The following is a 25,198-nucleotide window of genomic DNA, read 5'->3' on the forward strand; positions in this document are numbered from 1 at the left end:
AAAGTAAACTTATATTTCCATCCCACCTATGGATTCAAATTTCTTATCAGTTTTATAACATTTCTTTCATTTCTTATCCGCTATCTTTGGCCACCAAGACCGCCGCCGGCCCTTTATGAAAGAACTACGCCACCTCAATAAATACTTCAAGAAATATTGGCTCAAACTGCTGTTGGGCATTGTGATCACCATCATCGCCAGGGTCTTCTCTTTGGTCATGCCCTCTTACGTCAGCAAGTCGGTCGATACGATCAATGCCTATATGGCCGATAGCATTACGGCCGGTACGGTGCAGGCCAGACTGTTCGAGTACATCCTGATCATCATCGGGGCGGCCCTCTTGTCGGGCTTGTTCACCTTTTTGATGCGGCAGACCATCATCAACGTCTCACGTTATATCGAATACGATCTCAAGAATGAAGTGTTCGACCACTACCAATTCCTGAACTTGAATTTCTACAAGCGCAACCGGATCGGGGATCTCATGAACCGCATCAGTGAAGACGTCACCCAAGTGCGCATGTATGGCGGACCGGTCATCATGTACGGCATCCAAACCCTGACACTGTTCGTCTGCTTGATTCCGCTGATGTTCATCAAGGCACCGACCATCGCCTTTTACACCCTGATCCCACTACCGATCTTGTCGTACTTGATCTACCAGATCAGTCGCATCATCCACAAACGCAGCACCAGGGTCCAGGAGTTTTTATCGACGCTGTCGACTTTTACCCAAGAATCCTTTTCCGGGGTTTCGGTCATCAAAGCCTATACCCTGGAACCCAAGATCAATCAAGACCTGGCCGATTTGGCGGTCGAGGGCAAAGACACCAGTATGGACTTGGCCAAAGTCAATGCCTGGTTCTTTCCGCTGATGATCTTATTGATCGGTGTGAGTAATATTTTCGTGATTTATATTGGAGGGAAGCAATACATCAATGGGGAAATCAGCTTGGGTATCATTGCGGAATTCATCCTCTATGTCAATATGCTGACCTGGCCCGTAGCCGTTGTCGGATGGTTGACGTCGATCGTGCAACGGGCGGAAGCCTCCCAAAAACGGATCAACGAATTCTTACACGAACAACCCAGCATCAAAAACGAAATCGAGGCGTTGACCCCGATCAAGGGCAAGATCGCCTTCCGCAATGTGAGCTTCACCTATGAAGACACCAATATCGAAGCCCTGAACGATGTGTCGTTCACGATCGAATCCGGTGAAACGGTAACCATTCTCGGTAAGACCGGTTCGGGCAAGTCGACCATCTTGGATCTCGTGGCCCGATTGTACGATGTATCGGCCGGTGAAATCCAAATCGATGACCGTCCGATCCAAGAACTGAACCTGAACAGCCTGCGCAGTTCGATCGGTGCCGTACCCCAAGACGCCTTCCTGTTTTCAGACACCATTGAGAACAACATCCGTTTCGGCAAGGAAGAGGCCACCAAGGCCGAAGTCGAGGCCGTTGCCAAAAAGGCGGTGGTACACGACAACATCATCGGCTTTGCCAAACAATACGACACCATTCTCGGTGAGCGGGGTATCACCTTGAGCGGGGGGCAAAAGCAACGGGTCTCCATTGCCAGGGCCTTGTTGAAAGACCCGCACATCTACTTATTCGACGACTGCCTGTCGGCCGTTGACACCGAGACCGAAGAAGAAATCCTCAAAAACCTGAAGCAGGCCTCGGCTGAAAAAACGACCTTAATCGTTAGTCATAGGGTCTCTTCGGCGATCAATGCCGACAAGATCCTAATCTTGGAAAACGGCAAGATCATACAGCAGGGAACCCACGAAGAACTGCTGAATTCAGAGGGGTATTACCGCCAATTATACCACGATCAGCTCTCCGGGAAAGAATAAACGAAAAAGTTGGTAGGTTAGCTTTTTTTTTACATTTTTGGTAGAATTAAGTAACAAACCCCCTTTGAACACTTACCATGGGCGATAAAGATTTAATGGACCAAGAGGAGATTTACTCCAAAGTTTTACGGGCCGGAAGAAGAACCTACTTTTTTGATGTTAGAAGCACCAAGGCCGGGGACTACTATTTGACCATAACCGAAAGCAAGAAGTTCACCCATGACGATGGGTCGTTCCATTATAAGAAACACAAGATTTATCTCTACAAAGAGGACTTCGGCGCCTTTAAGGACATCATGGAAGAAATGATGGACTATATCATCGATGAGAAAGGGCTCGAAGTGATTTCGGAACGCCACCAAAAAGATTTTAAAAAGGAAGAGGAATCGCCTAGTGAAAACGGCACCGCTTCCGGAAGCTTCACCGATGTCAGTTTCGACGACATCTGAAATATGTTAAAAAAAACCCTAAGAACGACCGCTAACGCCGGTCGTTTTTTATTTTAGGAGCGACTAATCCGAACTCAAAATGAAAAGAACGCTCCTCGGCCTGCTCTGCGGGATGTTTTGCATGACATTACATGCCCAAGATCAACTCTCACTCGACTATTATTTACCTTCGAATACCAACTATGATCCGGCCATTCCGACGCCGGCATCGGTGATCGGCCATGAGGTCGGCGAATGGCATGTGTCGCATGATAAATTGGTCTTCTACATGCAGACTTTGGCCGCGGCCAGCGACCGGATCAGTATCAAAATGCGAGGCACCACCTTTGAAGGACGCCCGCTACCCCTATTGACGATCACCACACCGGCCAACCATGCGAATATCGAAAAGATCCGTACGGATCATGTGGCCTTGACCGAAACCGGCAGTGGATCTTTGAATACGGAAGATATGCCCATTGTGGTCTACCAAGGGTTTTCCATTCACGGCAACGAATCAAGTGGGGCCAATGCCGCAGTCGCTTATGCCTATTATTTGGCAGCGGCCCAAGGTCCTGAAATCGAGGCCCAATTGGATAAGCTGGTCGTTTTGTTGGATCCCTGTATGAATCCTGATGGCTTGCAGCGGTTCGCCTATTGGGCCAACACCAACCGCAGCATGAATCTGAATCCGGATCCCAACGATCGCGAATACCGTGAGGTATGGCCCGGCGGCCGTACCAACCACTATTGGTTCGATATGAACCGGGATTGGTTGCCGGTACAATTGCCAGAGAGCCGTGCACGTATCAGGACCTTTCACAGATGGATGCCCAACATTCTGACCGATCACCACGAAATGGGTACGAATTCGACCTTTTTCTTTCAACCTGGTGAACCGTCACGGGTCAACCCCTTGACTCCGGCCATCAACCAACAGCTGACCGCCGAAATCGGTACCTACCATGCCAAGGCCCTGGACAAGATCGGCTCGCTTTATTATTCCGAAGAGAATTACGACGACTACTATTACGGCAAGGGATCCACCTTTCCTGACGTCAACGGAAGTATCGGTATCCTCTTTGAACAAGGGAGCTCCAGAGGGCACGTTCAAGAAAGTGAGAACGGGCTATTGACCTTTCCGTTTACCATCCGCAACCAGTTCACTACGGCCCTTTCGACCATCGAGGCGGCCCAGAACATGCGCACCAAGATCTTGGATTACCAACGTAGCTACTACCAAGACATCGCCAACGAACAAGGCCGTAGCCGCCTGAAAGGCTATGTGTTTGGGGATGCCAAGGACCCATCACGGGCCTGGCATTTGGCCGAGATCTTGAACCGGCACCAAATCCAGTTCCACGAATTACGCAACGATGCGACCATTAGTGGCAAGGCCTATAAAAAAGGTGCGGCCTATGTGGTGCCCCTTGCCCAGAAAAACCCACGCCTGATCAAAGCCATGTTCGAGCGCCGAACCAGCTTTAGCGATAGCTTGTTCTACGACGTTTCGGCTTGGACCTTTCCACTATCCTTCAATTTGGACCATGCCGAATTGACCGGATTGCAGCAGGCCGGTGATGTGATCAGCGATTTCCAACCCTTGAAAGGCAGTGTTTCCGGAAAGAGCAACTATGCCTATTTGTTCGAATGGCATGGCTATTACACCCCCAAGGTGTTGAATGCCATCGTCAACAAAGGCCTTCGGGCCAAAGTGGCCAAATCGCCTTTTAGCTTGGAAGGCAAATCCTATGATTACGGTACGATCATGGTACCCGTTCAAAACCAAAAATGGAATGCCGACCAGATCCACAAACTCCTAACGGGCTTGGCTGAAGCAAACAACATCACCATCACTGCCGTTGGAACGGGATTGACCAAGGGTATCGATTTGGGAAGCAATGATTTCGATCCGATCAAAAAACAAAAAGTGGCCATTTTGGTCGGCGACGGCGTGCGCTCTTACGATGCGGGTGAAATCTGGCATTTGTTCGATACCCGCTATGACATGAAGATCACCAAGCTCGACACCCGATCTTTCGCGTCGGTCGACTTGGATCGCTATACCGACCTGATCCTCCCCAGCGGATGGGGCAGCAACATGCTCAACAAAAAAGGGGCCGATAAAATCAAGGCCTGGGTTCGCGACGGCGGCACGGTCATCGGCTACCGCAATGTGGCCAATTGGTTCAAAAAGAACGAGTTCTTGAAACTCGAAATGAAAAAAGACAGCATGAAGGCCAAAAACGTACGTTTTGACCAACGCAGCGATTACTTCGGGGCACAAGTGACCGGAGGGGCGATCTTCGAGGCGAAACAAGACCGTTCGCATCCCATCAATTACGGCTATAAGAACGACCGTATTTCGCTGTTCCGGAATACGAACATCTACTTGAAACCCGAGAAGGACAGTTTCAACAACCCGATACAATACACCAACGATCCGCTACAGAGCGGCTACATCTCGGAAGAGAATGCCGAACTGATCAAAAACAGCGTACCGTTTAAGGTGAAACGTATGGGCAAGGGCCGGGTGATCTTGTTTACCGACAACACCAATTTCAGGGCCTTTTGGTATGGTACCAACAAGCTGTTGATGAATGCGATATTCTTTGGTCAGATCATGTAAGTCCGACCACTTTGACCAAAAACAGGTTGGCCGAAACATGGCCGGCTAGGACGATTAGGCCCAGTTCAAGCGAATAGCTCTGCGAAAGGAGCAATAAAGCGGCCCCATAACCGATCGGATAGGCCAATAGCGCAAAAACAAAACGAAAGGTAGCCTTGAATTCCGGTTCAGGGACCAAGGGTCGTACCAGCAACCGCCAAAGCAGCACCCAAGGCAGATTGATCAAATCAAAGAGCCACTTGGCGGGCTTTGGGGATGGTGAAGAATCCGTTTTCTTGGCCCGTTGGGCGGTCCCGTTCTTTGCTAAGGCAGCGTTCACTTGCTGAGGCTGCAGCACATCCCATCCTTGGGTTTCGATTTGCGCCAAGGCGGCCTCATAATCCCGTTCCTCAGGAATATGAACCGTTAATTCTCGCAAAGCTTGTGTTGCGCGTTCCGTGAGGACTTTGGCCGATTTCGGCTCCGGGGTATTGGGTACGGCGATCGGTGTTCCGAAATGCAGGGCGGCGCTATCGCCCACTTGGGTCGGATGACGGTAATTCTGCCCTACCGGTACCAAAACGATGTCGAGGTCGGCGTCGGTTTCCAGGGCGTTGAAAGCGATGCGGGTAAAGCCTTTGCTCAAGGGACGTATCCGGCGATTTAAACTGTGGTTGGCTTCTGGGAAGATCAAAATCGCTTCCCCTTTTTTCAATAGCGCCCCGCATTGATCGAAAATCGCATTGTTCTTGGCCAGGTTCTGTTTTCCGTCCCGAATACGATAGATCGGGATCATATGGAGGCTTTTGAATAGGCTGCCAAAGGCATTTTGAAAGATATCGGCCCGGGCCAGAAACCAGGGGTCACGACCACAACTCGTGGCCAAAAGCAACACATCCATCAGGGCATTCTGGTGGTTCGACAAAAAGAGGAGGGCGCGGTCTTTGGGGACTTGTTCATGGCCATGGATCCGAACGCGTCGGTAATAACAAAACAGTCCGGTCCGTACCCATAATTTGACGAAAGCATACCCCAAGCGCATCAGACCAGTTCTTTGTTTTCAAGGGGGCGGTAGCCCCAAAAACTGCCCAAAACCATCCCGGAGACCAAATGCCATATCCCCCAAAATGCGGTCAAGAGGGCCATTCCCCCCAAACCATCGAAAAAGGTAAAGATCAGCAATAGGCCCAAACCGGAGTTTTGAATCCCGGTCTCCATGGTGATGCAGCGCACATTATCCTTGCTAAAGCCCATGAACTTTGCCAAGGAAAAGCCTGTCAAAAAGGCCACCAGGTTGTGCAACAACACCAACCAAAAGACGTAGAAGACATAGTCAAGGAAAATGTCGCGGTTCTTGTGCAAGGCCAAAAAAACCAGGGCGATAAAGAACAGCAGCGAACCGATCTTGAAACCCTTCGCCATGCGGGCGGCCAAGCGTGGTCGATAGCGGTTGACTACCATTCCCAATACCAAGGGTACGCCAAGCAATAAGGCCACCAATCGGATCATTTCGGCCGGGGCAATGGAAACCTGTTGTAAAATTTCGGCAGAAGGGGGATAGAGACTTCCCCAAAAGCCCAGGTTAAAGGGCGTCATGACCACGGCCAACAAGGTAGCGATCGCGGTCAAGGTGACCGATAAAGCGGTATTGCCCTTGGCCAAATGGGTAAAGAAATTGGAAACGTTGCCTCCTGGGCAGGCGGCGACCATGAACATTCCCATGGCCATACTGGCTTGGGGTTCGACCATCCAAACCAGGGCGAAGGTAACGGCCGGTAGGGCCACGAACTGGCTAAAGACCCCGGTCAAGACCAATTTCGGTTTTTTGGACAAGGCCTTGAAATCGGATAGATCGATTTCCAGCGCAATACCGTACATCACCAAGGCAAGGGCTACATTGAGCACCCAAAGCGACTGGGTATCGAAATTGATATGGACAGTATCGATGACGGAATCCAAAAACGAGGCTTTGAGCCTCAAGATAGCTTTTCTTTTTCGGATGCACTCCCCAACCCCATTTTGAATATTTTGCCCTAATTTTAAAGCTTAAATCGAAACCCATGGCACGTACACCTAGCAACATGCTTCCCTTGGGCACCAAAGCCCCTGATTTTTCGCTATTCGACACTGTTAGTGGCCAGACCCTGGGACTCTCGGAAATGAAAGGACGGAAAGGCACGGTGATCATGTTCATTTGCAATCATTGTCCCTTTGTGGTACATGTCAATCCGCAATTGGCCGAGTTAGGGCGACAGTATCAGGAAAAAGGGATCGGTTTTATCGCGATTTCGAGCAATGATGTGGAGAATTACCCCCAAGATGCACCGCACTTAATGACCAAAACGGCACAGATGGAAGGCTATACCTTTCCTTACCTCTATGACGAAAGCCAAGAAACGGCCAAGGCCTATGATGCTGCCTGCACCCCCGATTTCTACCTATTCGATGCCCAAGATGCTTTGGTATACCGCGGGCAATTGGACGATTCGCGACCTGGAAATGGCATCCCTTTAAGCGGTGACGACCTTCGCGAGGCCATGGATGCCTTGCTTGACGGCAAAGACCAAACAGTCGATCAAAAGCCTAGCATCGGTTGCAACATCAAATGGAAAACGGCCTAGGCCGAAAAAAACACCCATGAAACTAGATTCCGAAAAAGCACTACAGGCCTTGAACCAGGTCGATAGCCCCTTTTTGAACTTATTCGAACACGGATCCCTTTCGGTCGAAGTCTATCGTCCCGAAGGGGCCGACCTGCAACAACCCCATGATCGTGATGAGATTTATGTGATCATCTCGGGATCGGGACATTTTCAAAATGGAACGGAGACCGTCACCTTCAAGACCGGGGATTTTTTGTTCGTTCCGGCTGGAAGGGAACATCGTTTCATCGAATTCAGTGCGGACTTTGCCACCTGGGTCTTCTTCTACGGACCACAGGGTGGGGAAAAGGCCTAAGTGCATGGAAATTGCTTACCACCCCTTGACCCTTTCGAACCTACCGACCTACCTCAAGGTCGGGCTTCAGGCGTACAACGACCATTACCTCCATCTTTGGAACCAGGGCGATGCCTCGGCCTTTTTCGAAGAAAACCTGACCGAAGCCCCGGTGCTCAAGGCATTAAAGGACGCCCGACAATCACTGTTCATCATCCGCGCTGATGGGCAAGCCGTAGGCATCTTAAAACTCACCTTGGATGCCGGGGCACGCTTCGCCTTGCCCAAATCCAATGTGTTACTCAATAAGATCTACCTCGTCAAGGCGTTTGCCGGTCGGGGTATTGGATCTGACGCTTTGGCCTTCGTGACCCAGTTCGCCCAAAAACATAAGCGGACCTACCTTTGGTTGCTGTGTATGCAGAAAGGGCCCGCGCTGGGTTTTTATCAAAAAAATGGCTTCAAGATCCTTGCCGAGTCGGAAGTCAGGCTGCACGGTATTTTGGAGGTGGAAAAAGCCATGTGGGTCATGGGCAAGCCCCTATGATCACCAGCCCTCCCGCTCGATCAAGTTGGCAATATGCGCAAAATGATGACCGCCATGCCAGGCATAGCGGCCGACATTCACCGCTAAGGTAGTTTCTTCATTGCCCTCAGGATGGGTAAACTTACGCTCGAGATCTTCCCGAGAGAGGCCTTTCAACAAATACACCAATTTCGCATGAACCGCCTTTAGATGGGCCAACGAGAGGGCAATGGGTGCCGTTCGGGTATCGAAGAGCTTGGCCCATTCTTTTTCCAAATAAGGTTTGATGGTGGGATTGTCTTCGGTCAAGCCCCATTTGAAGCGGATATAGCTATGATGGTGGCTATCGGAAACGTGGTGGATGACCTGCCGTACCGTCCAGCCTCCAGGGCGGTAGGGTGTTTCCAACTGGTCTTCACTGAGTGAAGTGACCATGGCCTCGAAGCGTTCGGGCAAGTGTTCTAAGATGGTGATCCATTCTTGCAGTTGCACGTCTGAAATGGAGGTGGGAACTTCAAATTTACCAATGGGGTATCGAAGCTGTTCAAGTTGTTCAGGAGTCATAAAAATGGTGTTTAAATACTATCCAAATTCAAGTTAATTCAAAAATAAGATGAAAAAACATCCAAAGACACACGAATTACGAGTACTTTCGCGCTTCACATAAAAATATAACATGAGTAAAGGAACAGTAAAATTCTTCAATGATTCCAAAGGATATGGATTTATCACTGAAGATGGTTCAAACACAGATCACTTTGTCCATTTTTCCGGCTTGATTGATGAGATTCGTGAAGGTGATGTTGTTGAATTCGAATTGCAGCAAGGAAAAAAAGGAATGAACGCCGTGAACGTACGCGTCTTATAAGTTCGCTTTTCCAGCATAGAAAAACCCTGATTTCACATCAGGGTTTTTTTGTTGATAACTATTGATCGGTTTCGGCAACTTTTTTGCGTTTTCGGGGTCTTACGAATAACGACCTAAAGCAAACCTAGACCTCGAATACCCGCTGTTGTAACTTTAACAGTATACTAAAGTAGGGTTTTCATCCGTTGGTTTGTTATACAGAAAAGCGCTGAACACGCGAAATGACCATAACCGATGAATACATTTTTTTCCATTTTACTATTCCTGTTGGTGCTGAACCTGGCTTTGTTGCTGACCAGCGTCAATAGGGCTAAATAAAAAAGCCCCTACGAGAGGAGCTTTTCGATTGTATACGGATAGCCGTCCTTATTTGACGTCCATAAGTTCAACGTCGAAAACCAAGGTCGCATCCGGTGGAATCACACCTCCGGCACCACGACTACCATAGCCCAAATGCGAGGGAATGACGAAACGCGCCTTATCCCCTACTTTCAACAACCCGATACCTTCATCCCATCCGGCAATGACCTGACCGATACCCAAGGTAAAATCTATGGGTTGGTTTCTTTTGAAAGACGAATCGAATACTTGTCCGTTCGTAAGGCTGCCTTCGTAATGTACCGAAACGGTCTTGCCCTTCTCGGCTTGGGCACCAGACCCTTTGTTGATCATTTTATAGCGTAGGCCCGATTCGGTCTTGTCGAATCCGGCTGCTACCTTATCAAGTTCCGCTTCGGCCTTGGCCTTTTGTTCGGCGATGCGCTTTTCACGTGCCCCTTCGAAAACCCGAAAAGCCTCGATGGCATTCCACTGTTCCGCAGCGTCACCTACCCGAACGATCTCAAGGCTTTCGATACCATCGCCTTGGGCGATCGCGTCGACGACTTCTTGGCCTGCGGCAACATGACCGAAAACGGTATGCTTGCCATCCAACCATGGTGTGGGTACATGGGTGATGAAAAATTGGCTTCCATTGGTACCCGGTCCCGCATTGGCCATCGACAGTACCCCAGGGGCATCGTGCACCAAATCATCGTGGAACTCGTCATCGAATTGGTATCCCGGGCTTCCGGTACCCGTTCCTTGCGGGCATCCGCCCTGGATCATGAAATCGGGGATGACACGATGGAACTTCAAACCGTCATAATACGGCTTGCCTTGCGGCTTGGCATCGTTCTCCATATTCCCTTCGGCCAAGGAGACGAAATTGCCGACCGTTCCCGGTGTCTTGTCATGGGTCAATTTGACCAAGATTTCCCCTTTGGTGGTATTGAATTTCGCGTAAATACCCTCTTGCATAATATACTGATTTAAGGCCGCAAAGGTAGGTGTTTCTTAGCATATCACCGCTATGGATCCCTCCTTTCGATATTGGGGCGATCGGGTTTTCAATTAAGGGGTGCTACACCGGATGTTTCCATTTTTACATGCCATTTCGACCAGGTGTCGTATCTTATCGTTACGGAAGCCGTTCGTGCGACCGAAACACCGATGTTATGACCGAAAAGGAAAAAATGCTTTCAGGCCTCCCTTACGATTCAAGGGATCCCGAGTTGCTTGATCAGTACCATCGGGCACGCGCCCTTCTCAAGCAATTGAACCAACTTGAATCGACGGCCATTGAGGAACGACATGCCTTGTTCAACGATCTGTTCGCCCATCAAGGAAACGGTGTTTGGATCGAAACCCCTTTCTTTTGTGATTACGGATCGAACATTAGCATCGGTGACAATACCTTCATCAACGTCAATTGCATGCTCTTGGACAACCATACCATTTCCATAGGAAAAAACGGTCTTCTGGCACCATATGTACAGATTTACACGGCCAACCACCCGTTGAAGGCCGAAGAACGCATCGTACAGACCGCTGATCGCACCCACTATGTGACCTCGGCACGTCCTGTGGTCTTGGGTGACAACGTATGGGTAGGTGGAAATTCGGTGATCTGCCCCGGGGTTACTATTGGTGATAATGTGACCATCGGTGCCGGAAGTGTCGTGACGAAAGACCTCCCCAGCAATGTTTTGGCCGTGGGTAGCCCGTGTAAAATCGTGAAGACCTTATGATGGGCCAAGATTGGAAATTAGAAACACCGCGACTGTATATTCGGGAAGCCGTCGCCGCCGATACCGACTTTATCTTTGAGCTACTGAACAGTGCCAACTGGTTGGAATACATAGGCGACCGCGGTATTCGCACCTTATCGGACGCCAAGGCCTATATCGACAATCAGCTGATCGCTTCCTATACCGACTTGGGATTCGGTCTCTACCTTATGATCGAAAAGACCGGCCAGACGCCTATCGGACTCTGTGGTTTTTTACAACGCGATTATTTGGAGCATCCTGATATCGGTTTCGCCATCTCACCCGAATTCGAAGGACAGGGCTATACCACCGAAGCAGGCCGATCTATGATGGCCTATGGTCGGGAACAACTTGGTTTTACAACAATCCTGGCGATTACCACGGCCACCAACCACGGTTCCAAACAAGTATTGACCAAATTGGGACTCCATCCTAACGGAACCGTTCTGCATCCGGTCGAAAAGGACGAATTACTGCTTTTTACAAGTGACATACCCGTCGGCTGACCCTGTTTTATAAATTGCCTGTATTTTTGAAAAGCCATGCGTTATAACCGATCCATTTCTATCGTAGTTTGCCTCCTTTTTATTTGGGGGGGAATCACTTCATGCCATCAAGATGTGAAGCAGCAACGCTTGCAACAGGCCCGTGCCTACTACCAAACCCTAAACGAACACGATTACCAGGCCTTGGATCGCCTGATCGGAGACAGTATCATCTCGAAAGAAGGGGAGTATGTCATGGAATACTCCAAAGCGGGTTTTGAGGTCTTCCTACGATGGGATGCCGCTTTTGACCCCAATTATGAAATCCTTTCCCTTGCCATAGCGGACCAAACCGTTGTTGCCGAAATCAAGAAGACGGATACCCGACTTGATTTTTTACTCGAAGGTCCCAGCATCACCAAAGAGCGTTTGGATTTCAAGGACGGAAAAATCCGTAGTGTGGCCATTGTCACTTACCTGCAATTCGACGATGTCGTTTTTAGCCGGAACCGTAAGGCGTTTTTGGATTGGATGGACGCGCACCATCCGGAATTGGACGGATTCATCATCGATCAAACGGAAACCGGCGCGAAAAACTACCTCGAAGCGATCCGTTTGTTTCAGGCACGGGAAAAAGCAAGCGGGAAGGAGGACTAACCCTTCACCTTATTCGGTCGCACGGTACCGTATTTATCGACAAGGTACACCAAGCTGGCCATGGTGGCCGCCCCCAATTCCAATTCCCTTCTATTGACATGCTCAAAAGTGTCGTTCTCAGCATGATGGTGGTCGAAATATCGCTGCGAATCCGGTCGAAGACCGGCCAAAACCAAATTTTCATCTTTCAGCGGTCCGATATCGGCCCCACTTCCCCCTTTGACGAACAGATGGATCAAATATGGTTCGAACAGGGGAATCCACGAGCGGATCCTTTCGTAATTGGCATCGTCACAATCGAAGGAGAATCCCCTTGGGGTAAACCCTCCGGCATCACTTTCAAGGGCGAAGACATGGTCTTCGTTCTTTTGCTTGGCCACTTCAGCGTATTTATTGCCACCGCGTAGCCCGTTTTCCTCATTCATGAACAACACCACCCGTATGGTTCGCTTAGGGGTGTAGCCACTGGCTTTGATCAGTCGCAACACATCCATGCTCTGTACGACGCCGGCCCCATCGTCATGAGATCCGTCACCGAGGTCCCAAGAATCGAGATGACCGCCGACGACCATGATTTCGTTTGGGAATTCGCTACCGCGAATTTCACCGATTACGTTGTAGGACTCGACATCAGGAAACTGCTTGCAGTTCTGTCGGAAAAAAAACTTGATCTCGGGTGAAAGTTTCAAGGTCGTACTGAGCAACTCCGCCCCTTTGGTGCTGATTGCCGCCGCCGGGATACGATCGGAAACAGGGGTGTCGCCATAGCTCATCGAACCGGTATGCGGATAATCGTCCAAGCGGAGGTTCACACTTCGTACGATCACCCCGGCCGCCCCGTATTTGCCCGCTTCGGCGGCCCCGGAATACCGCTGATCGACGCATCCGGAATAGGATTGGAAGGTACTGATCAGGGTCGGGTCCATCGGGCGGTTATAAAAGACGATCTTCCCTTCTATTTTTTCACGGCCTAGGGCTTCGAGTTCCTCGACCCCATTCACTTCGATCACCTGGGCCTTCAAGCCCCCGTCAGGTGTCGCCACCGACCCCCCTAAGGCACAGATCGGCACGTTGGTCGTAATTCCAGGCGCCGTTTCGATATACGCGAATTCAGGGGTACCCCGCACCCATTTGGGCACCATAACCGGTTGTAACCAGACGCGATCGAGACCCAACATCTCCAGTTGGGTCCGCGTATAATCAACGGCCTGTGCCGCTTGTACCGATCCGGAAAGTCGGCCGCCGATTTGGTTCGATAAATAGTTCAACCAATCGTAGGCCTTGCCGTCGGTCAACGACATATCGAAAATGGCTTTCAACTGTTGCTCATCTTCGGTTTGTGCAACGGTCAATGGAGCGACCAATAACAGGGTCATGAGGAGGAGTGATCTCATTCGTGTTCTTTTTCGAGTTCGTTTCTAAAGCTTTCTAAATTAGCCTTTATTTCATCATCGAGCTCGGGTTCTACCACATCTTTGTATTTTTTTAACGCTTGCAACAGAATGCTTGCGACGATAACCCGGGCCGCTTTTTTATTGTCAGCCGGAATCACGAACCAAGGGGCATGGGCTTTGGAAGTCTTATTGATGGCTTCTTCGTAGCACTCTTGGTATTGGTCCCATAATTTGCGCTCTTTCAAATCGCCGGGCGAGAATTTCCAATTCTTTTCCTTAAGTCGCAGCCGACGCAACAACCGCTGGCGTTGTTCTTCTTTTGAAAGGTGCAGGAAAAACTTGAAGACCAGGGTGCCGTTTTCGGCGATATGCCGTTCAAAATCGTTGATCTGTCGGTAGCGCTTCTCCCAAAATTCAGCATCGATATCGGCGACACTGTCGATACCCGGGATGTTCTCCCCTAAGATATAGCTCGGGTGCACTTTGGTCACCAAGACGTTTTCATAGTGGGTGCGGTTGAATACGGAGAACTTGCCGCGTTCGGGCAGGGCGATGTAATGACGCCAGATATAATCATGGCTGCGCTCTTTGGAACTGGGCACCTTGAAACTATGCACGACCACACCGCGTACATTGAAATCCTTAAACACCTCGCGGATCAGGCTGTCTTTTCCTGCGGTATCCATCCCTTGCAAACAGACCAACACCCCGTATTTCCCATGGGCATAAAGGGTATCTTGGAATTTGCCGAGATCCTCACGTAGCGATTCGAGTTCTTTTTTAAGTTCTTTTTCTGAGGCCCCGAGATCCGAATATGTCGCTCGTTCAGATAACGAAATCGATCCGGTGGCCTGGTAAGTGCTGTTTTCTATGGTATCCATAGCCTGAAAATACGTAAATACTTGGTATATCCGCGAAATCGAAGGTGGTGCATTTCGTCGATCGGAATCCACTTTTTTTCATTTCATGGAGCAAAATGCGCCATTCGGCGAAGGAATTTGACTACAAAGCGCCCCCTATCGTACCTTTAAAAGACCGAATTGACCCAAAAATGACCTACTTAAAACGCATACTGTACGTTGCTATGGCCAAAGGTGCGCTCTGTTTGCTGCTCTTCTCATCCTTTGGAAATTACAACGCTTGTAAGTTCGCCAATCAAAATACGGGGCTCGTCGTCGAACAGACCGGCCTCGCCCTCGGTGCTACTACCTTACAAATGGCAAAATACCATGGCTTCAAGGCCTTGAAGTCGGTCTCGAAGACCAAAGAGAATTTTGAGGATTGCGCCTGTGAAGAGGCCATGCGCAGTTTCACCATAGCCGAAGAAAACCTAAAGGAGGCCGTGAAAGCGAATACCTTGGCAGACGCTAAGGCATTTCTGACCATTGCCATGAACAGTTCGAAAATAAGCCGGGCCGAACTCGATGCTTTCGAAAAAATAAACCGCAGTGCGTATAGCGATGAACTTTTGGTCATGAACACCAAAGGGACCATCAGTGAACAAGGGGGCATCATCGTTCCTGAAAGCGATAAGGCCCGCTTGAAAATCGAGGACAGTCTTGAACGCTTCCAAACTTCATTGGATCAAGTTGTGGCCTATGTCGATTGTGAAGATGCCTTCAACTTCATCAGCAAGATCGTGACCAAGTCAGATGCTGAATTGGCCAAGGAGACTTTATCGGAAGCCCAACGGTATTATCATAGTGAAATCAAGAAAATCGCCTACGAAGGGCTTTTGGAACTGAATACCTGTAAGACCAAGTAATCACTTACTCGCAAAAAGGGCCACGTCCTTCTCGGTGACCTCTTTGCCTCCCAAAATAATGCGGCGTTCGACCACATTGCGCAATTCCCTGATATTTCCGGTCCAATCATAGCCCTGTAGCTGCTCGACCGCCTTTTTTGAAAACGCCTTCGCCGCCGTACCCTGTTCATGGGCGATTTTCTCGGCAAAGTGGGCGATCAATAACGGAATGTCGTTCCTGCGGTCGTTCAAGGCCGGTACCTTGATGAGTATCACCGCCAAGCGATGGTAGAGGTCTTCCCTGAACTTGCCATCGGCGATTTCCTTTTTCAAATCCTTATTGGTCGCTGCCACAACCCGAACATCGACTTTGATGTCTTTATCGGTACCGACCCGGGATATCTTGTTTTCTTGTAAAGCCCGCAATACTTTGGCTTGGGCAGACAGGCTCATATCACCGATCTCATCCAAAAAAATGGTCCCTTTGTTGGCGGCTTCGAATTTACCGGCCCGATCTTTGACCGCTGATGTAAAGGCCCCTTTGACATGACCGAACAATTCACTTTCGATCAATTCGGAAGGGATGGCGGCGCAGTTCACCTCGATAAAAGGTGCCGCCGACCGTTGGCTTTTCTGATGGATCCAATGGGCGACCAATTCCTTACCCGTACCGTTCGACCCCGTAATCAATACCCTGGCGTCGGTAGGGGCGACCTTTTCGATCATATCCTTGATCACTTCCAGCGCTTCACTTTCACCGATCATTTCATAGTTCTTGCTGACCTTCTTTTTCAGAATCTTGTTCTCGACGACCAATTCCTTTCGATCCAACGCATTGCGAACCGTGGTCAACAAGCGGTTCAGATCCGGCGGTTTCGAAATGTAGTCGAAGGCACCAAGGCGCATGGTATTGACAGCGGTATCAAGATCGCCGTGGCCCGAAATCATGATAAACGGGATTTCCGGTTTGATCTTGCGCGACGCTTCCAGTACTTCGACCCCGTCCATTTTAGGCATTTTGATATCACACAATACCAAATCGAAATCTTCCTTTTTGATGGTCTCCAGCCCCTTTAATCCGTCTTCCGCTTCGAAAACCTCATAGGTGTCGCTTTCCTCACTCAATATTTTGACGAGCACCCGGCGTATGGCGGCCTCATCTTCGATAACCAAAATTCTTGACATCCCCGTTTATGTGTTAAAAAATTGAAATTTTAAATCCAGTCCTAATGTAAACATTTGCTTCATCATTCAATAGCAAAACCTCACGACGTTTGTTATCCCTTAAATTGCCGGTCTGTTCGATCGATCGACCGACCATGGCGTAAAAAGAGGTCCTTTTGGTGAAGTTGTATTGATAACCCAACGAACCGACCAAAGCGGATAGCGAAATCTTCGAACCCAACTGGTTATCGGGAAGCAAGACATCGTTCTGGATATTGATAAAATATCCATCAAGGGCCAAAAGGAATTGAAAGGTATGTTTATCGGTGGGATGGAATTTGAAGTTCGACCTCGGGATACCGATCGTGTACGACCATTTCGGATGGAACCTTTTGTAATAACTGACCAAGGGCAGCGGTACCGGTAAACCCGTGGTACTATTGTAGGAAAGTCCCAATACGATCCGGAAGGGCTTGGGCACATCACTTTTCTCTTTCAAAAAGGTGGCCGTGGCATTGAAGAAAAAATCTTCGGTAACCACCCCATCGGTGAAATTGGATGCGAATCTCGGGGTAATGATACCGATGAGCCTCCAATTGTCATTCCATTTGGTGATATAGCCCACATTAAGGTCGACGATATGCAAGCGGTTCAATTCACTGGAATCAAAAGGCAGGGTTTGCGAGAACCCGACATCCAAACGGTTGTACTCAGCTCCGGCGACCAGGTATTTGTCCCATCCCACCTTGATCGGCAGGTTCAAGGCAAAGCGATAGCGCGAAGTCTCGATCCCAGTATCGTTTTCAGGGATCCGCAGATACTCCACACGAAGGATATCCGTACTCTGGGCATGGCCCGATGCAAGGGTGAGTAAAATCACCAACAAGCAAAAAGAGGAAACGGATAGTCGAAACATAGGGTCTAATCGTTTTTATTCGAAGGCGGCCGTTGAAAAAGGTGCACTTCACGCTGTGGGAACGGAATGGTAACGTCGTGTTCCTTGAATTTAGTATCGATACGGTAGCGAAGATCGCTTTTAATCCGGGGATCGTTGAAACTGTCTTTCAAGAAAAAATTCAAGGAGAACAGTAGCGCCGAATCACCGAAATCCTCAAAAAGGACGAAGGGCTTCGGGTTTTTGAGAATACCGTTGTGCTCACCTGCCAATTCCAAAAGCAACTCAGTAACCATGGCAGTGTCACTCCCATAGGCGACGCCTACGCGAACCTGTTCCCTGGTAATGCGATGGTTTTGGGTGTAATTGAAAATCACATCGCTGATAAACTTGTGGTTCGGAATGACCAGCACTTTGTCATCACGTGTAATCGCCCGGGTCGTTCTGAGCTTGATCTCGAATACCTTGCCTACTTTCCCGTCGACCTCTACGATATCACCGACACTCAGTGACTTATCGATCATGATCAGTATACCGGCGATGATGTCTTGGAACAACTCCTGTAGGGCCAATCCCAAACCGACGAACAAGGCGGCCGAAGCCGTAAGGATCACCGTAACATTGATACCGGCCGCACTCATGGTCGCCAAAATCACGATAAGGTAGACCACGTATTTGATGAACTTGAATATGCTAAAGAACTTCTGACGGTCTTCGAGCTGCATTTTTCGGGTCAAGAGGTTGCGCAACAGCTTCATAACGACACTGGTCGCGAAGAACGCGGCCCCTACCAAAAGCAAAAGACCGATGGTCACATGGATCGAATGCTCACCCTCTCCTAAGTGCAGGCCCCAATTCAAAAACTCCTTGATGGAGCCCCATACGTCTTCTTCAATGATGTCTTTCAATTCACTACCATCTTGCTGAACCATGCCTCAATATTTAAGCCATTTTGCCAATTCGCGATAACTGGGTTTTTTGCCATAGGTCAAAATACCGACCCGGTAGATCTTGGCCGCAAGCCAAACGATACCCAAAAAAGTGGTGATCAATAGGAGGATACTGGTCGCCAGTTGCCAAAATGGAACACCGCCTTCACCGATACCCCCGGGCAGTCGCATCAACATCACGATCGGTGATGTCAAGGGAAACAATGAAAAGCCGACCGCAATCGGACCATGTGGATTGTTGAACACGGAGAAAAACCCAACATAAATCGCCAATATCAAAGGTAAGATGATGGGGAATATGAACTGCTGGGTGTCGGTTTCGTTGTCTACGGCAGCCCCGATGGCCGCATAGATCGAACTGTAAATCAAATACCCTAGGATAAAATAGACCAAAAACGAACTGATCAGGGTCACCCACGGAATACGCAATACTTCCCGCCCGATCGATTTGATCTGCTCAAAAGTCTCGGGCGATAGATCCTTCGCCGCTCCAGCGGTCATTGCCCTGATGTCTGATCGGTCGACCAAGATGGCTGGATCGATACCAAAGAACATCAACGCCAAAACCAACAAAATCAAAGCCGATACGATCCAGATACTGAATTGGGTAATACCGGCCAAAGAGGTTCCGATGATCTTGCCCAACATGAGCTGAAAAGGTTTGACCGAAGAGATGATGACCTCGATGATCCGCGTCGTCTTTTCTTCAATGACACTGCGCATTACAAAGCCCCCATAGATGATAATGAACATCATGATGAGGTACCCGAAAGCCCCTCCGACCATGGCCCTGATGATATTGAGGTCCTTCAGGGTCTTTTCACCATCAAAAGTGGTCGTTTTGATGGCATACCCGCGTTCGATATTGGTAAAGTCGTCATTCGACACCCCCAAATTTTGTAGCCGGGAGGCCCGTAAATTATTCTGGAACACCCGTTCGAGTCTGTTCAACACCTCGCTGGCCGGACTGTCTTCCGAATAAAAAATACTATGCTCGGCTACGGTCTCGAGATCTTCACCTTCGGGTATATACAGCAATCCATAGTACCCCATGGCCAAGGTGGAATCTTTGGCCTCCTGCAATGACATGCCTTCCAGATCCAAGAAGGAAATCGATTCGGACGGATTGAAGGCCCTTCCGAAATACCCGCTTTCATTATGGATGGCAACGACATGGCTTTCATTGTCGTTCATCTTGGTCAGGTAGGCGATCAGAATGATCATGACCACCATGAGAATCGGACTGAGAAAGGTCATAATGACAAAAGAACGGTTACGCACCTTGGCCAAATACTCCCTTCGAATGATCAACTTCAATTTGCTCATGACTGCTTCGATTGCACGGTTTGAATAAAAATATCATTGGCCGATGGTACGGTCTCCTCAAAGTGGTTGATGTTGGATCTTTCGGCCAAATAGCCAAGCAATTCACCAGTTCCTTCCGATTGCAATCGTACTGAAAAGTCGAGTTGGTGTTCTTCTTCGTCGTAGGAGGAAGTCAACACTTGGAAGTTCGAATTCAGCCCCTGAAGCAACTGTTCCGAATTGCCATTGACGTTTACCCCGATTTGAAAAATATTGTTTTTGTACTCCTTCTTTATTTTGGAAAGTTTGCCTTCCAACAGCTTTTTGGACTGATGGATCAAGGCGATGTATTCACAAAGTTCCTCGACGGACTCCATGCGGTGGGTTGAAAAAATGATCGAAGTGCCTTTCTCCTTCAGTTCAAGGATCTCGTCTTTGATCCTGTTGGCGTTGATGGGATCGAACCCACTAAAAGGTTCATCGAAAATAAGCAGTTTGGGTTCATGTAAAATGGTTACGATGAATTGGATTTTTTGGGCCATCCCTTTGGATAGCTCTTGGATCTTCTTGTTCCACCAATCCCCGATCTCGAACTTGTCGAACCAGTATTTTAGGCGACGTTTGGCTTCAAAACGTGAAAGCCCTTTCAATTGGGCCAGATACAACGCCTGTTCCCCAACCTTCATGCTTTTGTACAATCCCCTTTCTTCAGGCAGGTATCCTATCGCGTAGACATCCTCAGGGGCCAATGGCCTGCCATTGAAGTACAACTTTCCATGATCGGGAAAGGTAATCTGGTTGATGATACGGATAAGGGTGGTTTTTCCTGCCCCGTTAGGGCCTAACAGACCGTAGATGCAGTTTTCGGGGATTTCAAGGCTAATGTTGCTCAGGGCAGCATGGTCTCCAAAATGTTTGGAAACATTTTCAGCAACAAGAATGTGGTCCATTCAACAAATTTTTGCAAAGATAACAATCTCAAAATGCCCTTCTTCATTGGGGTTTGCCCTAAAAGACAAAACCCACCCCCGACTTGCGTCAAGGATGGGAAAAAAATTGCTATGAAAAAGAAAATTAGATACTGTCAGACAGTATCAAAGTCAAATATACGTTTTTTCCTTAAACAAACGGGATATTTTGTTTAACCTTCACATTTTCGCGGTTTCGGCCTTATTATCGGGCCGATTCACGAAAACATGTCCTTCACTTTTTCAAAAAATGATTTATCCGATTTTTCGGGTCGCGGGGCAAAATTATCATCGTTTCGCATGCGCTCGAAAAATTCCTTTTGCTCACGGCTCAATTCCTTTGGGGTCCAAACATTGACATGTACCAACAGATCCCCACTGCCATAACCGTTCAAACTGGAAATGCCTTTACCGCGTAATCGCAGGATCTTTCCGGATTGGATGCCGGCTTCCAATTTGATCCTGACTTTCCCACCGACGGTGTCGATTTCACGCGAACTGCCCAAAACGGCTTCGGAAAGACTGATGTATAGGTCATAATGCAGGTTATCGCCTTCGCGCTTCAACGTTTCATGCTCCAAGGTCTCAATGGCGACTAAGAGATCTCCGGGAATGCCGTCACCGGGTGCTCCGTTTCCTTTGCCCGATACTTTCAATTGCATCCCTTCTTCAACACCGGAAGGTATTTTGATGGATACCGTTTCTTCAACAAGCTTGAGTCCTTGTGCATCGGCATCTTTGGGCCGGTTTTCAATGACCTTGCCCGCACCGCCACAGGTGGTACAGGTGGCCGCAGTTTGCATACGGCCTAAAATGGTATTGGTGATCTTGGTGACTTGACCGGTACCGTTACACGTCGGACAGGTAGCGTAGGTCACGCCTTCGGCTTGGACTTTACGCCGTACCTTGACTTTTTTCTCAACGCCGTTGGCCACTTCCTCGAGGTTCAGCTTTACACGGATCCGAAGGTTGCTGCCTTTCACCCTTCGCTGACCCCCGAAGCCGCCGAAACCACCGAAACCGCCCCCGAAGGCACTTCCGAAGATATCGCCGAATTGGCTGAAAATATCATCCATGTTCATCCCGCCTCCACCGAAACCACCTCCTTCGAAAGCCGCATGACCGAACTGATCGTATTTGGCTTTTTTATCGGGGTCACTCAACACCTCATAGGCTTCGGCCGCCTTCTTGAACATCTCCTCGGCCTTGGCATCGCCAGGGTTCTTATCGGGATGGAACTCAATGGCCTTCTTGCGATACGCCTTTTTGATCTCAGCAGCAGACGCGCCTTTCGAAAGTCCTAATATGTCGTAGTAATCCTCTTTCATATCCGCTATCAGTTACCGACCACCACTTTAGGGTGTCTGATGATCTTATCTCCGAGTTTGAATCCTTTTTCGACCACATCGATGATCTTTCCTTTCAATTTCTTGTCAGGAGCGGGAATTTGGGTGATGGCATCGTGCACCTCGGCATCGAACGTATCGCCTTGGGCTACCTCAACCTCTTCCAAGCCTTTGCTTTTGAGGGTTTCCCGCAACTTATTATTGATCAAGCCGACTCCTTTGAACAGTTCGTTGTCTTCGGCCTTGGAAATTTCCTTTAACGCGCGATCGAAATCATCCAGAATCGGCAAAAGGGATTGAATGACCTCCTGACCGGCGGTTTTGAACATCTCGATCCGTTCTTTCGAAGTCCGCTTTTTGAAATTTTCAAATTCAGCGAACAAACGCAAGAACTTGTCCTTCTCCTTGGCTAATTCCTCAGTTAAACGCTCTTCTTCCGATATTTCGGGTTCTTCGATGGCCGTATCACCGGCAATCCCTTGTTCTGGGGTTTCATCGATCACCTCACCATCTTGAATCGTTTCAGCCTCCGGGTCTTGAACCTTACTCTTTTTGCTCATTGTCGTTTCCTAATTTGTTTCGCTCTAAAGCAGGCAAAAGTACTGCCAATTGCACAAAAATGTCAAAATGTCATTAATATTTGTTGAAAATGTACGCCTTACGGTCAAGAACGGCTTAGGAGACGGATTCGTTTAAGCGTATTTCTTTTGGGCAGTAGCCGAAGAATTTGGTTCGGGGCTGACCGCATCAGGTTTTAATAGTTGGGCTACGGCCATATCGATATTCGGGTAGCTGAAGACAAATCCTTTCTTTTCGATACGTTTGCTGCTCACGCGCTGACTAGCGAACAACAAGTAGGCCATTTCACCAAGGGTGGCCGACATGACGAATTTTGGGATGTTTGGTAAGAACAGTGGCATTCGTAAGGTTTTGGCAAGCTGCCGGGTCAACTTTTTGTTCGTGACCGGATTTGGGGCAACGGCATTGTAGACCCCTTTCAATTTTTCGGTTAGCACGAAGGTGAAGAGTTTGGCCAAATCATCGATGTGTATCCAAGATTGCCATTGTAGTCCCGAGCCGAAAGCAGCCCCCATACCCATTTTTATCGGGGCGATCATCTGCGGTAAAGCACCCCCATCGGTTGACAGAACGATGCCGATCCTGATTTTGGCTACGGTACAGTTTAAGGGTTTGAAGATATCCAAAGCTTCTTCCCATTGAGCGACGACTTCACCGAGAAAGCTATCGTCAACGGCCTTTTCATCTTCTTCGTAGAGTTCGGTCAAAGAATAGGGATACCTACCGATTGCCGAAGCGGAGATGAGCTGCTGTATCGCATCGGGCCCAAATTCGACCATCCCTTTGTGCAAGGTATTGATGCTGTCGATCCTACTTTCAAGCACCGTTTTTTTGTAGCTGTCGCTCCATCGCTTCGAAATCGTAGCCCCGGCCAAATTAATGACCGCTCCTACCCCTTCGAAACAAGCCGTATCGATCTGGCCTTCCTTCGGATTCCAATAGAACCCTTGGTAGTTCGCCCCATCTTCCAGTTTGTCTCGATTGGTGGTCAGGTAACTGACCGCAATGTCCATTCGATGCAATTCTTTGACCAACGCCTTACCCACTAAACCAGTGGCACCGGTAACCAACACCCGCATACTTCCAATTTTAAACAAAAATACGGCTTTAAAATACTGATAAAGAGAGCTTAAAAAAGGTTTAACACAATTGTTCAACCTTAATAAGATCAGCTATGGTACGTAGTTGTAAAATATTCGAAAAGGAGGTCCGTAATTCCCTACTTAGTTGCCCGCAACATCTCGCGTTTCCCCGGAGGTCCGGGCAGTCGTTCAACCGTAAATCCGACCGCTTGCATCGCCCGTCTGACACTGCCCTTGGCGGAATAGGTAACCAATACACCACCTGATTTCAAGGCTGTATGCATTTTTTGGAATTGCTTTTCGGTCCACAACTCGGGTTGCACCCGAGGCCCGAAGGCATCGAAATAGATCAGGTTAAACAAATCACGGTCAGCCAGCTCATCGAAGAGCTGTTTTCGCTTGGTGAGTTCAAAATCGGGTCGGATGGCCTCTTTGCGCCCCCAGGTTGCTTCGTGGATCAACTCAAAATCAGCCGCATGTGCCTCTGCCTGTAATTGTGCGACGTAGTTCAGCACCTTGATTTCGGCATGTCGCACCGGAAAGGCCTCGATGCCCACATAATCGATGGTCAAACCGCGCTTTTGCGCTTCGAGGTAGGTAATGAAGGTGTTGAGTCCGGTACCAAAGCCCATTTCTAGAATGGAAAGCGACTTTTGTTGGCAATGATCCAATCCGTTCTTGATAAAAACGTGATAGGCCTCTTGTATCGCCCCGTGCTTTGAATGGTAGTGTTCGTCCCAATCCTCAAGGTGGATGGTATGCGAACCGTCGGCCGTCTTGACGATTTTTCGCTTCAAGGTCGTTGTTGGATCTGCACCCCACTCGCTTCGAAACGCAAGGTGCGTTTTGGGGTGGTTATCTTGGCGATATCGGCCTTGGAAGCGCCTGCATCACTAGCGTAATGCCGTTGTTCTTCGACATCCATTTCCTCTACGAAGGCCATACCGTTGACGAGCACTTCCTTTCCTGCGGAATCGGTCGGAACGAAAAACCCATAATCCTTGAACTTGACCATCACGGTTTCCCCATTGGGCAGGGCTACCTCCATCCAACACCCTTTCGCCTGACATACCGAAGTGACCGTACCTGTCAGCTGTGTGGATAGGCGGGTCCCGCCTTTGATATCGGCATAGGCCAAATGCCCATTTGCCGCTGTGGCGTCACGTTCGAATACGGTTCCGAATTCAGCGGTTTCATTGCTGTCGGAGCTTGATTGCGCCATGGCCGAGGTGGCCAGCAAACTTGCGAATATGGCAACTAAAATGTTAAAAGTTTTCATAGTACCAAAAAAAGGGATTTTCGTTAACA

General features: G+C 48.9%; 27 protein-coding genes. 11 read left to right on the top strand and 16 right to left on the bottom strand.

All coding sequences use genetic code 11. From position 1 onward, the window contains the following. Window positions 1-115 precede the first annotated feature (115 nt). The 3 genes from ABV409_RS12005 to ABV409_RS12015 all read left to right on the top strand — a co-directional run bounded on the left by ABV409_RS12005 (window position 116) and on the right by ABV409_RS12015 (window position 4,921). Window positions 116-1,864: an ABC transporter ATP-binding protein gene (locus ABV409_RS12005; protein WP_353877833.1), complete on the top strand. Its 1,749-nt coding sequence runs from the start codon at window positions 116-118 to the stop codon at window positions 1,862-1,864. 77 nt (window positions 1,865-1,941) lie between these two features. Next, on the top strand, window positions 1,942-2,313 hold the full coding sequence (locus ABV409_RS12010) for a PUR family DNA/RNA-binding protein (RefSeq protein ID WP_353877834.1): 372 nt from the start codon (window positions 1,942-1,944) through the stop codon (window positions 2,311-2,313). A 79-nt stretch (window positions 2,314-2,392) separates the two neighbouring features. Continuing rightward, the gene (locus ABV409_RS12015; RefSeq protein ID WP_353877835.1) at window positions 2,393-4,921 is read left to right on the top strand and encodes a M14 family metallopeptidase; all 2,529 of its coding nucleotides are present in this window, start codon (window positions 2,393-2,395) and stop codon (window positions 4,919-4,921) included. On the opposite strand, the gene ABV409_RS12020 is transcribed toward ABV409_RS12015, so the two are convergent. Then, window positions 4,914-5,942, bottom strand: a complete 1,029-nt coding sequence (locus tag ABV409_RS12020; RefSeq protein WP_353877836.1) for a lysophospholipid acyltransferase family protein — start codon at window positions 5,940-5,942, stop codon at window positions 4,914-4,916. The genes ABV409_RS12015 and ABV409_RS12020 overlap by 8 nt on opposite strands. Further along, window positions 5,942-6,880: a bile acid:sodium symporter family protein gene (locus ABV409_RS12025; protein ID WP_353877837.1), complete on the bottom strand. Its 939-nt coding sequence runs from the start codon at window positions 6,878-6,880 to the stop codon at window positions 5,942-5,944. Before ABV409_RS12025 ends, ABV409_RS12020 begins: the two co-directional genes overlap by 1 nt. Window positions 6,881-6,960: 80 nt before the next feature. Here ABV409_RS12025 and ABV409_RS12030 point away from each other — a divergent pair, with 80 nt between their 5' ends. The 3 genes from ABV409_RS12030 to ABV409_RS12040 are packed head-to-tail and all read left to right on the top strand — an operon-like array spanning window position 6,961 to window position 8,384. Further along, complete coding sequence (locus tag ABV409_RS12030) at window positions 6,961-7,521, top strand: thioredoxin family protein (protein WP_353877838.1); 561 nt, start codon at window positions 6,961-6,963, stop codon at window positions 7,519-7,521. A 16-nt stretch (window positions 7,522-7,537) separates the two neighbouring features. Next, window positions 7,538-7,858 carry a cupin domain-containing protein gene (locus ABV409_RS12035; RefSeq protein ID WP_353877839.1) on the top strand — a complete coding sequence of 107 codons (321 nt, stop codon included), beginning with the start codon at window positions 7,538-7,540 and terminating at the stop codon, window positions 7,856-7,858. 4 nt (window positions 7,859-7,862) lie between these two features. Beyond that, window positions 7,863-8,384 (top strand): GNAT family N-acetyltransferase, encoded by a 522-nt coding sequence (locus tag ABV409_RS12040; RefSeq protein WP_353877840.1) that lies wholly within the window; start codon window positions 7,863-7,865, stop codon window positions 8,382-8,384. Here ABV409_RS12040 and ABV409_RS12045 read toward each other — a convergent pair whose 3' ends face one another. Then, entirely contained in the window at window positions 8,385-8,927 is a 543-nt protein-coding gene (locus ABV409_RS12045) for a YfiT family bacillithiol transferase (RefSeq protein ID WP_353877841.1), read from the bottom strand. Window positions 8,928-9,039: 112 nt separating this feature from the next. Between ABV409_RS12045 and ABV409_RS12050 the strand changes: the two genes are divergently transcribed. Further along, entirely contained in the window at window positions 9,040-9,231 is a 192-nt protein-coding gene (locus tag ABV409_RS12050; RefSeq protein WP_353877842.1) for a cold-shock protein, read from the top strand. Between the two features lie 366 nt (window positions 9,232-9,597). On the opposite strand, the gene ABV409_RS12055 is transcribed toward ABV409_RS12050, so the two are convergent. After that, window positions 9,598-10,530 (bottom strand): peptidylprolyl isomerase, encoded by a 933-nt coding sequence (locus tag ABV409_RS12055; RefSeq protein WP_353877843.1) that lies wholly within the window; start codon window positions 10,528-10,530, stop codon window positions 9,598-9,600. Between the two features lie 197 nt (window positions 10,531-10,727). On the opposite strand from ABV409_RS12055, the gene ABV409_RS12060 reads away from it, so the two are divergent. From ABV409_RS12060 to ABV409_RS12070, 3 genes are all read left to right on the top strand, one after another. After that, the gene (locus tag ABV409_RS12060; protein ID WP_353877844.1) at window positions 10,728-11,300 is read left to right on the top strand and encodes a sugar O-acetyltransferase; all 573 of its coding nucleotides are present in this window, start codon (window positions 10,728-10,730) and stop codon (window positions 11,298-11,300) included. Next, entirely contained in the window at window positions 11,297-11,827 is a 531-nt protein-coding gene (locus tag ABV409_RS12065; protein ID WP_353877845.1) for a GNAT family N-acetyltransferase, read from the top strand. Before ABV409_RS12060 ends, ABV409_RS12065 begins: the two co-directional genes overlap by 4 nt. A gap of 114 nt (window positions 11,828-11,941) precedes the next feature. After that, window positions 11,942-12,463, top strand: a complete 522-nt coding sequence (locus ABV409_RS12070; protein ID WP_353877846.1) for a hypothetical protein — start codon at window positions 11,942-11,944, stop codon at window positions 12,461-12,463. Here ABV409_RS12070 and ABV409_RS12075 read toward each other — a convergent pair. Together ABV409_RS12075 and ABV409_RS12080 are read right to left on the bottom strand one after the other, a co-directional pair. Beyond that, window positions 12,460-13,857 (bottom strand): M20/M25/M40 family metallo-hydrolase, encoded by a 1,398-nt coding sequence (locus ABV409_RS12075; protein WP_353877847.1) that lies wholly within the window; start codon window positions 13,855-13,857, stop codon window positions 12,460-12,462. The genes ABV409_RS12070 and ABV409_RS12075 overlap by 4 nt on opposite strands. After that, the gene (locus ABV409_RS12080; protein WP_353877848.1) at window positions 13,854-14,738 is read right to left on the bottom strand and encodes a PPK2 family polyphosphate kinase; all 885 of its coding nucleotides are present in this window, start codon (window positions 14,736-14,738) and stop codon (window positions 13,854-13,856) included. The genes ABV409_RS12075 and ABV409_RS12080 overlap by 4 nt, the downstream gene beginning before the upstream one ends. A gap of 170 nt (window positions 14,739-14,908) precedes the next feature. On the opposite strand from ABV409_RS12080, the gene ABV409_RS12085 reads away from it, so the two are divergent. Beyond that, the gene (locus tag ABV409_RS12085; RefSeq protein ID WP_353877849.1) at window positions 14,909-15,622 is read left to right on the top strand and encodes a hypothetical protein; all 714 of its coding nucleotides are present in this window, start codon (window positions 14,909-14,911) and stop codon (window positions 15,620-15,622) included. Here the strand turns inward: ABV409_RS12085 and ABV409_RS12090 are convergent, their stop codons facing one another. The 10 genes from ABV409_RS12090 to ABV409_RS12135 all read right to left on the bottom strand — a co-directional run bounded on the left by ABV409_RS12090 (window position 15,623) and on the right by ABV409_RS12135 (window position 25,169). Next, window positions 15,623-16,786 carry a sigma-54-dependent transcriptional regulator gene (locus tag ABV409_RS12090; protein WP_353877850.1) on the bottom strand — a complete coding sequence of 388 codons (1,164 nt, stop codon included), beginning with the start codon at window positions 16,784-16,786 and terminating at the stop codon, window positions 15,623-15,625. 13 nt (window positions 16,787-16,799) lie between these two features. Next, the gene (locus ABV409_RS12095; protein ID WP_353877851.1) at window positions 16,800-17,681 is read right to left on the bottom strand and encodes a DUF6268 family outer membrane beta-barrel protein; all 882 of its coding nucleotides are present in this window, start codon (window positions 17,679-17,681) and stop codon (window positions 16,800-16,802) included. A gap of 5 nt (window positions 17,682-17,686) precedes the next feature. Beyond that, window positions 17,687-18,592, bottom strand: coding sequence for a mechanosensitive ion channel family protein (locus ABV409_RS12100; RefSeq protein WP_353877852.1), 906 nt, complete (start codon window positions 18,590-18,592; stop codon window positions 17,687-17,689). A 3-nt stretch (window positions 18,593-18,595) separates the two neighbouring features. Continuing rightward, the gene (locus ABV409_RS12105; protein ID WP_353877853.1) at window positions 18,596-19,936 is read right to left on the bottom strand and encodes an ABC transporter permease; all 1,341 of its coding nucleotides are present in this window, start codon (window positions 19,934-19,936) and stop codon (window positions 18,596-18,598) included. Continuing rightward, on the bottom strand, window positions 19,933-20,865 hold the full coding sequence (locus tag ABV409_RS12110; protein ID WP_353877854.1) for an ABC transporter ATP-binding protein: 933 nt from the start codon (window positions 20,863-20,865) through the stop codon (window positions 19,933-19,935). Before ABV409_RS12110 ends, ABV409_RS12105 begins: the two co-directional genes overlap by 4 nt. A 236-nt stretch (window positions 20,866-21,101) precedes the next feature. After that, window positions 21,102-22,211: a molecular chaperone DnaJ gene (gene dnaJ / locus ABV409_RS12115; protein WP_353877855.1), complete on the bottom strand. Its 1,110-nt coding sequence runs from the start codon at window positions 22,209-22,211 to the stop codon at window positions 21,102-21,104. An 8-nt stretch (window positions 22,212-22,219) separates the two neighbouring features. After that, window positions 22,220-22,789, bottom strand: a complete 570-nt coding sequence (locus ABV409_RS12120; protein WP_353877856.1) for a nucleotide exchange factor GrpE — start codon at window positions 22,787-22,789, stop codon at window positions 22,220-22,222. Between the two features lie 132 nt (window positions 22,790-22,921). Beyond that, entirely contained in the window at window positions 22,922-23,887 is a 966-nt protein-coding gene (locus tag ABV409_RS12125) for a TIGR01777 family oxidoreductase (RefSeq protein ID WP_353877857.1), read from the bottom strand. Window positions 23,888-24,027: 140 nt separating this feature from the next. After that, window positions 24,028-24,687 (bottom strand): tRNA (5-methylaminomethyl-2-thiouridine)(34)-methyltransferase MnmC2, encoded by a 660-nt coding sequence (gene mnmC2 / locus ABV409_RS12130; protein WP_353877858.1) that lies wholly within the window; start codon window positions 24,685-24,687, stop codon window positions 24,028-24,030. Then, window positions 24,684-25,169, bottom strand: coding sequence for a DUF4920 domain-containing protein (locus ABV409_RS12135; RefSeq protein WP_353877859.1), 486 nt, complete (start codon window positions 25,167-25,169; stop codon window positions 24,684-24,686). Before ABV409_RS12135 ends, mnmC2 begins: the two co-directional genes overlap by 4 nt. Between the last annotated feature and the right edge of the window lie 29 nt (window positions 25,170-25,198).

Origin of the sequence: Flagellimonas algarum (genome assembly GCF_040513375.1) — a bacterium.
Lineage (GTDB): Bacteria > Bacteroidota > Bacteroidia > Flavobacteriales > Flavobacteriaceae > Flagellimonas_B > Flagellimonas_B algarum.

Excerpts from the sequence above, each read along its gene's own strand:
- ABV409_RS12005 (WP_353877833.1), top strand. The coding sequence starts at position 116 with ATGAAAGAACTACGCCACCTCAATAAATACTTCAAGAAATATTGGCTC.
- ABV409_RS12010 (WP_353877834.1), top strand. The coding sequence starts at position 1,942 with ATGGGCGATAAAGATTTAATGGACCAAGAGGAGATTTACTCCAAAGTT.
- ABV409_RS12015 (WP_353877835.1), top strand. The coding sequence starts at position 2,393 with ATGAAAAGAACGCTCCTCGGCCTGCTCTGCGGGATGTTTTGCATGACA.
- ABV409_RS12020 (WP_353877836.1), bottom strand. The coding sequence starts at position 5,942 with ATGCGCTTGGGGTATGCTTTCGTCAAATTATGGGTACGGACCGGACTG.
- ABV409_RS12030 (WP_353877838.1), top strand. The coding sequence starts at position 6,961 with ATGGCACGTACACCTAGCAACATGCTTCCCTTGGGCACCAAAGCCCCT.
- ABV409_RS12035 (WP_353877839.1), top strand. The coding sequence starts at position 7,538 with ATGAAACTAGATTCCGAAAAAGCACTACAGGCCTTGAACCAGGTCGAT.
- ABV409_RS12040 (WP_353877840.1), top strand. The coding sequence starts at position 7,863 with ATGGAAATTGCTTACCACCCCTTGACCCTTTCGAACCTACCGACCTAC.
- ABV409_RS12045 (WP_353877841.1), bottom strand. The coding sequence starts at position 8,927 with ATGACTCCTGAACAACTTGAACAGCTTCGATACCCCATTGGTAAATTT.
- ABV409_RS12050 (WP_353877842.1), top strand. The coding sequence starts at position 9,040 with ATGAGTAAAGGAACAGTAAAATTCTTCAATGATTCCAAAGGATATGGA.
- ABV409_RS12055 (WP_353877843.1), bottom strand. The coding sequence starts at position 10,530 with ATGCAAGAGGGTATTTACGCGAAATTCAATACCACCAAAGGGGAAATC.
- ABV409_RS12060 (WP_353877844.1), top strand. The coding sequence starts at position 10,728 with ATGACCGAAAAGGAAAAAATGCTTTCAGGCCTCCCTTACGATTCAAGG.
- ABV409_RS12065 (WP_353877845.1), top strand. The coding sequence starts at position 11,297 with ATGATGGGCCAAGATTGGAAATTAGAAACACCGCGACTGTATATTCGG.
- ABV409_RS12075 (WP_353877847.1), bottom strand. The coding sequence starts at position 13,857 with ATGAGATCACTCCTCCTCATGACCCTGTTATTGGTCGCTCCATTGACC.
- ABV409_RS12080 (WP_353877848.1), bottom strand. The coding sequence starts at position 14,738 with ATGGATACCATAGAAAACAGCACTTACCAGGCCACCGGATCGATTTCG.
- ABV409_RS12085 (WP_353877849.1), top strand. The coding sequence starts at position 14,909 with ATGACCTACTTAAAACGCATACTGTACGTTGCTATGGCCAAAGGTGCG.
- ABV409_RS12090 (WP_353877850.1), bottom strand. The coding sequence starts at position 16,786 with ATGTCAAGAATTTTGGTTATCGAAGATGAGGCCGCCATACGCCGGGTG.
- ABV409_RS12095 (WP_353877851.1), bottom strand. The coding sequence starts at position 17,681 with ATGTTTCGACTATCCGTTTCCTCTTTTTGCTTGTTGGTGATTTTACTC.
- ABV409_RS12100 (WP_353877852.1), bottom strand. The coding sequence starts at position 18,592 with ATGGTTCAGCAAGATGGTAGTGAATTGAAAGACATCATTGAAGAAGAC.
- ABV409_RS12105 (WP_353877853.1), bottom strand. The coding sequence starts at position 19,936 with ATGAGCAAATTGAAGTTGATCATTCGAAGGGAGTATTTGGCCAAGGTG.
- ABV409_RS12110 (WP_353877854.1), bottom strand. The coding sequence starts at position 20,865 with ATGGACCACATTCTTGTTGCTGAAAATGTTTCCAAACATTTTGGAGAC.
- dnaJ (WP_353877855.1), bottom strand. The coding sequence starts at position 22,211 with ATGAAAGAGGATTACTACGACATATTAGGACTTTCGAAAGGCGCGTCT.
- ABV409_RS12120 (WP_353877856.1), bottom strand. The coding sequence starts at position 22,789 with ATGAGCAAAAAGAGTAAGGTTCAAGACCCGGAGGCTGAAACGATTCAA.
- ABV409_RS12125 (WP_353877857.1), bottom strand. The coding sequence starts at position 23,887 with ATGCGGGTGTTGGTTACCGGTGCCACTGGTTTAGTGGGTAAGGCGTTG.
- ABV409_RS12135 (WP_353877859.1), bottom strand. The coding sequence starts at position 25,169 with ATGAAAACTTTTAACATTTTAGTTGCCATATTCGCAAGTTTGCTGGCC.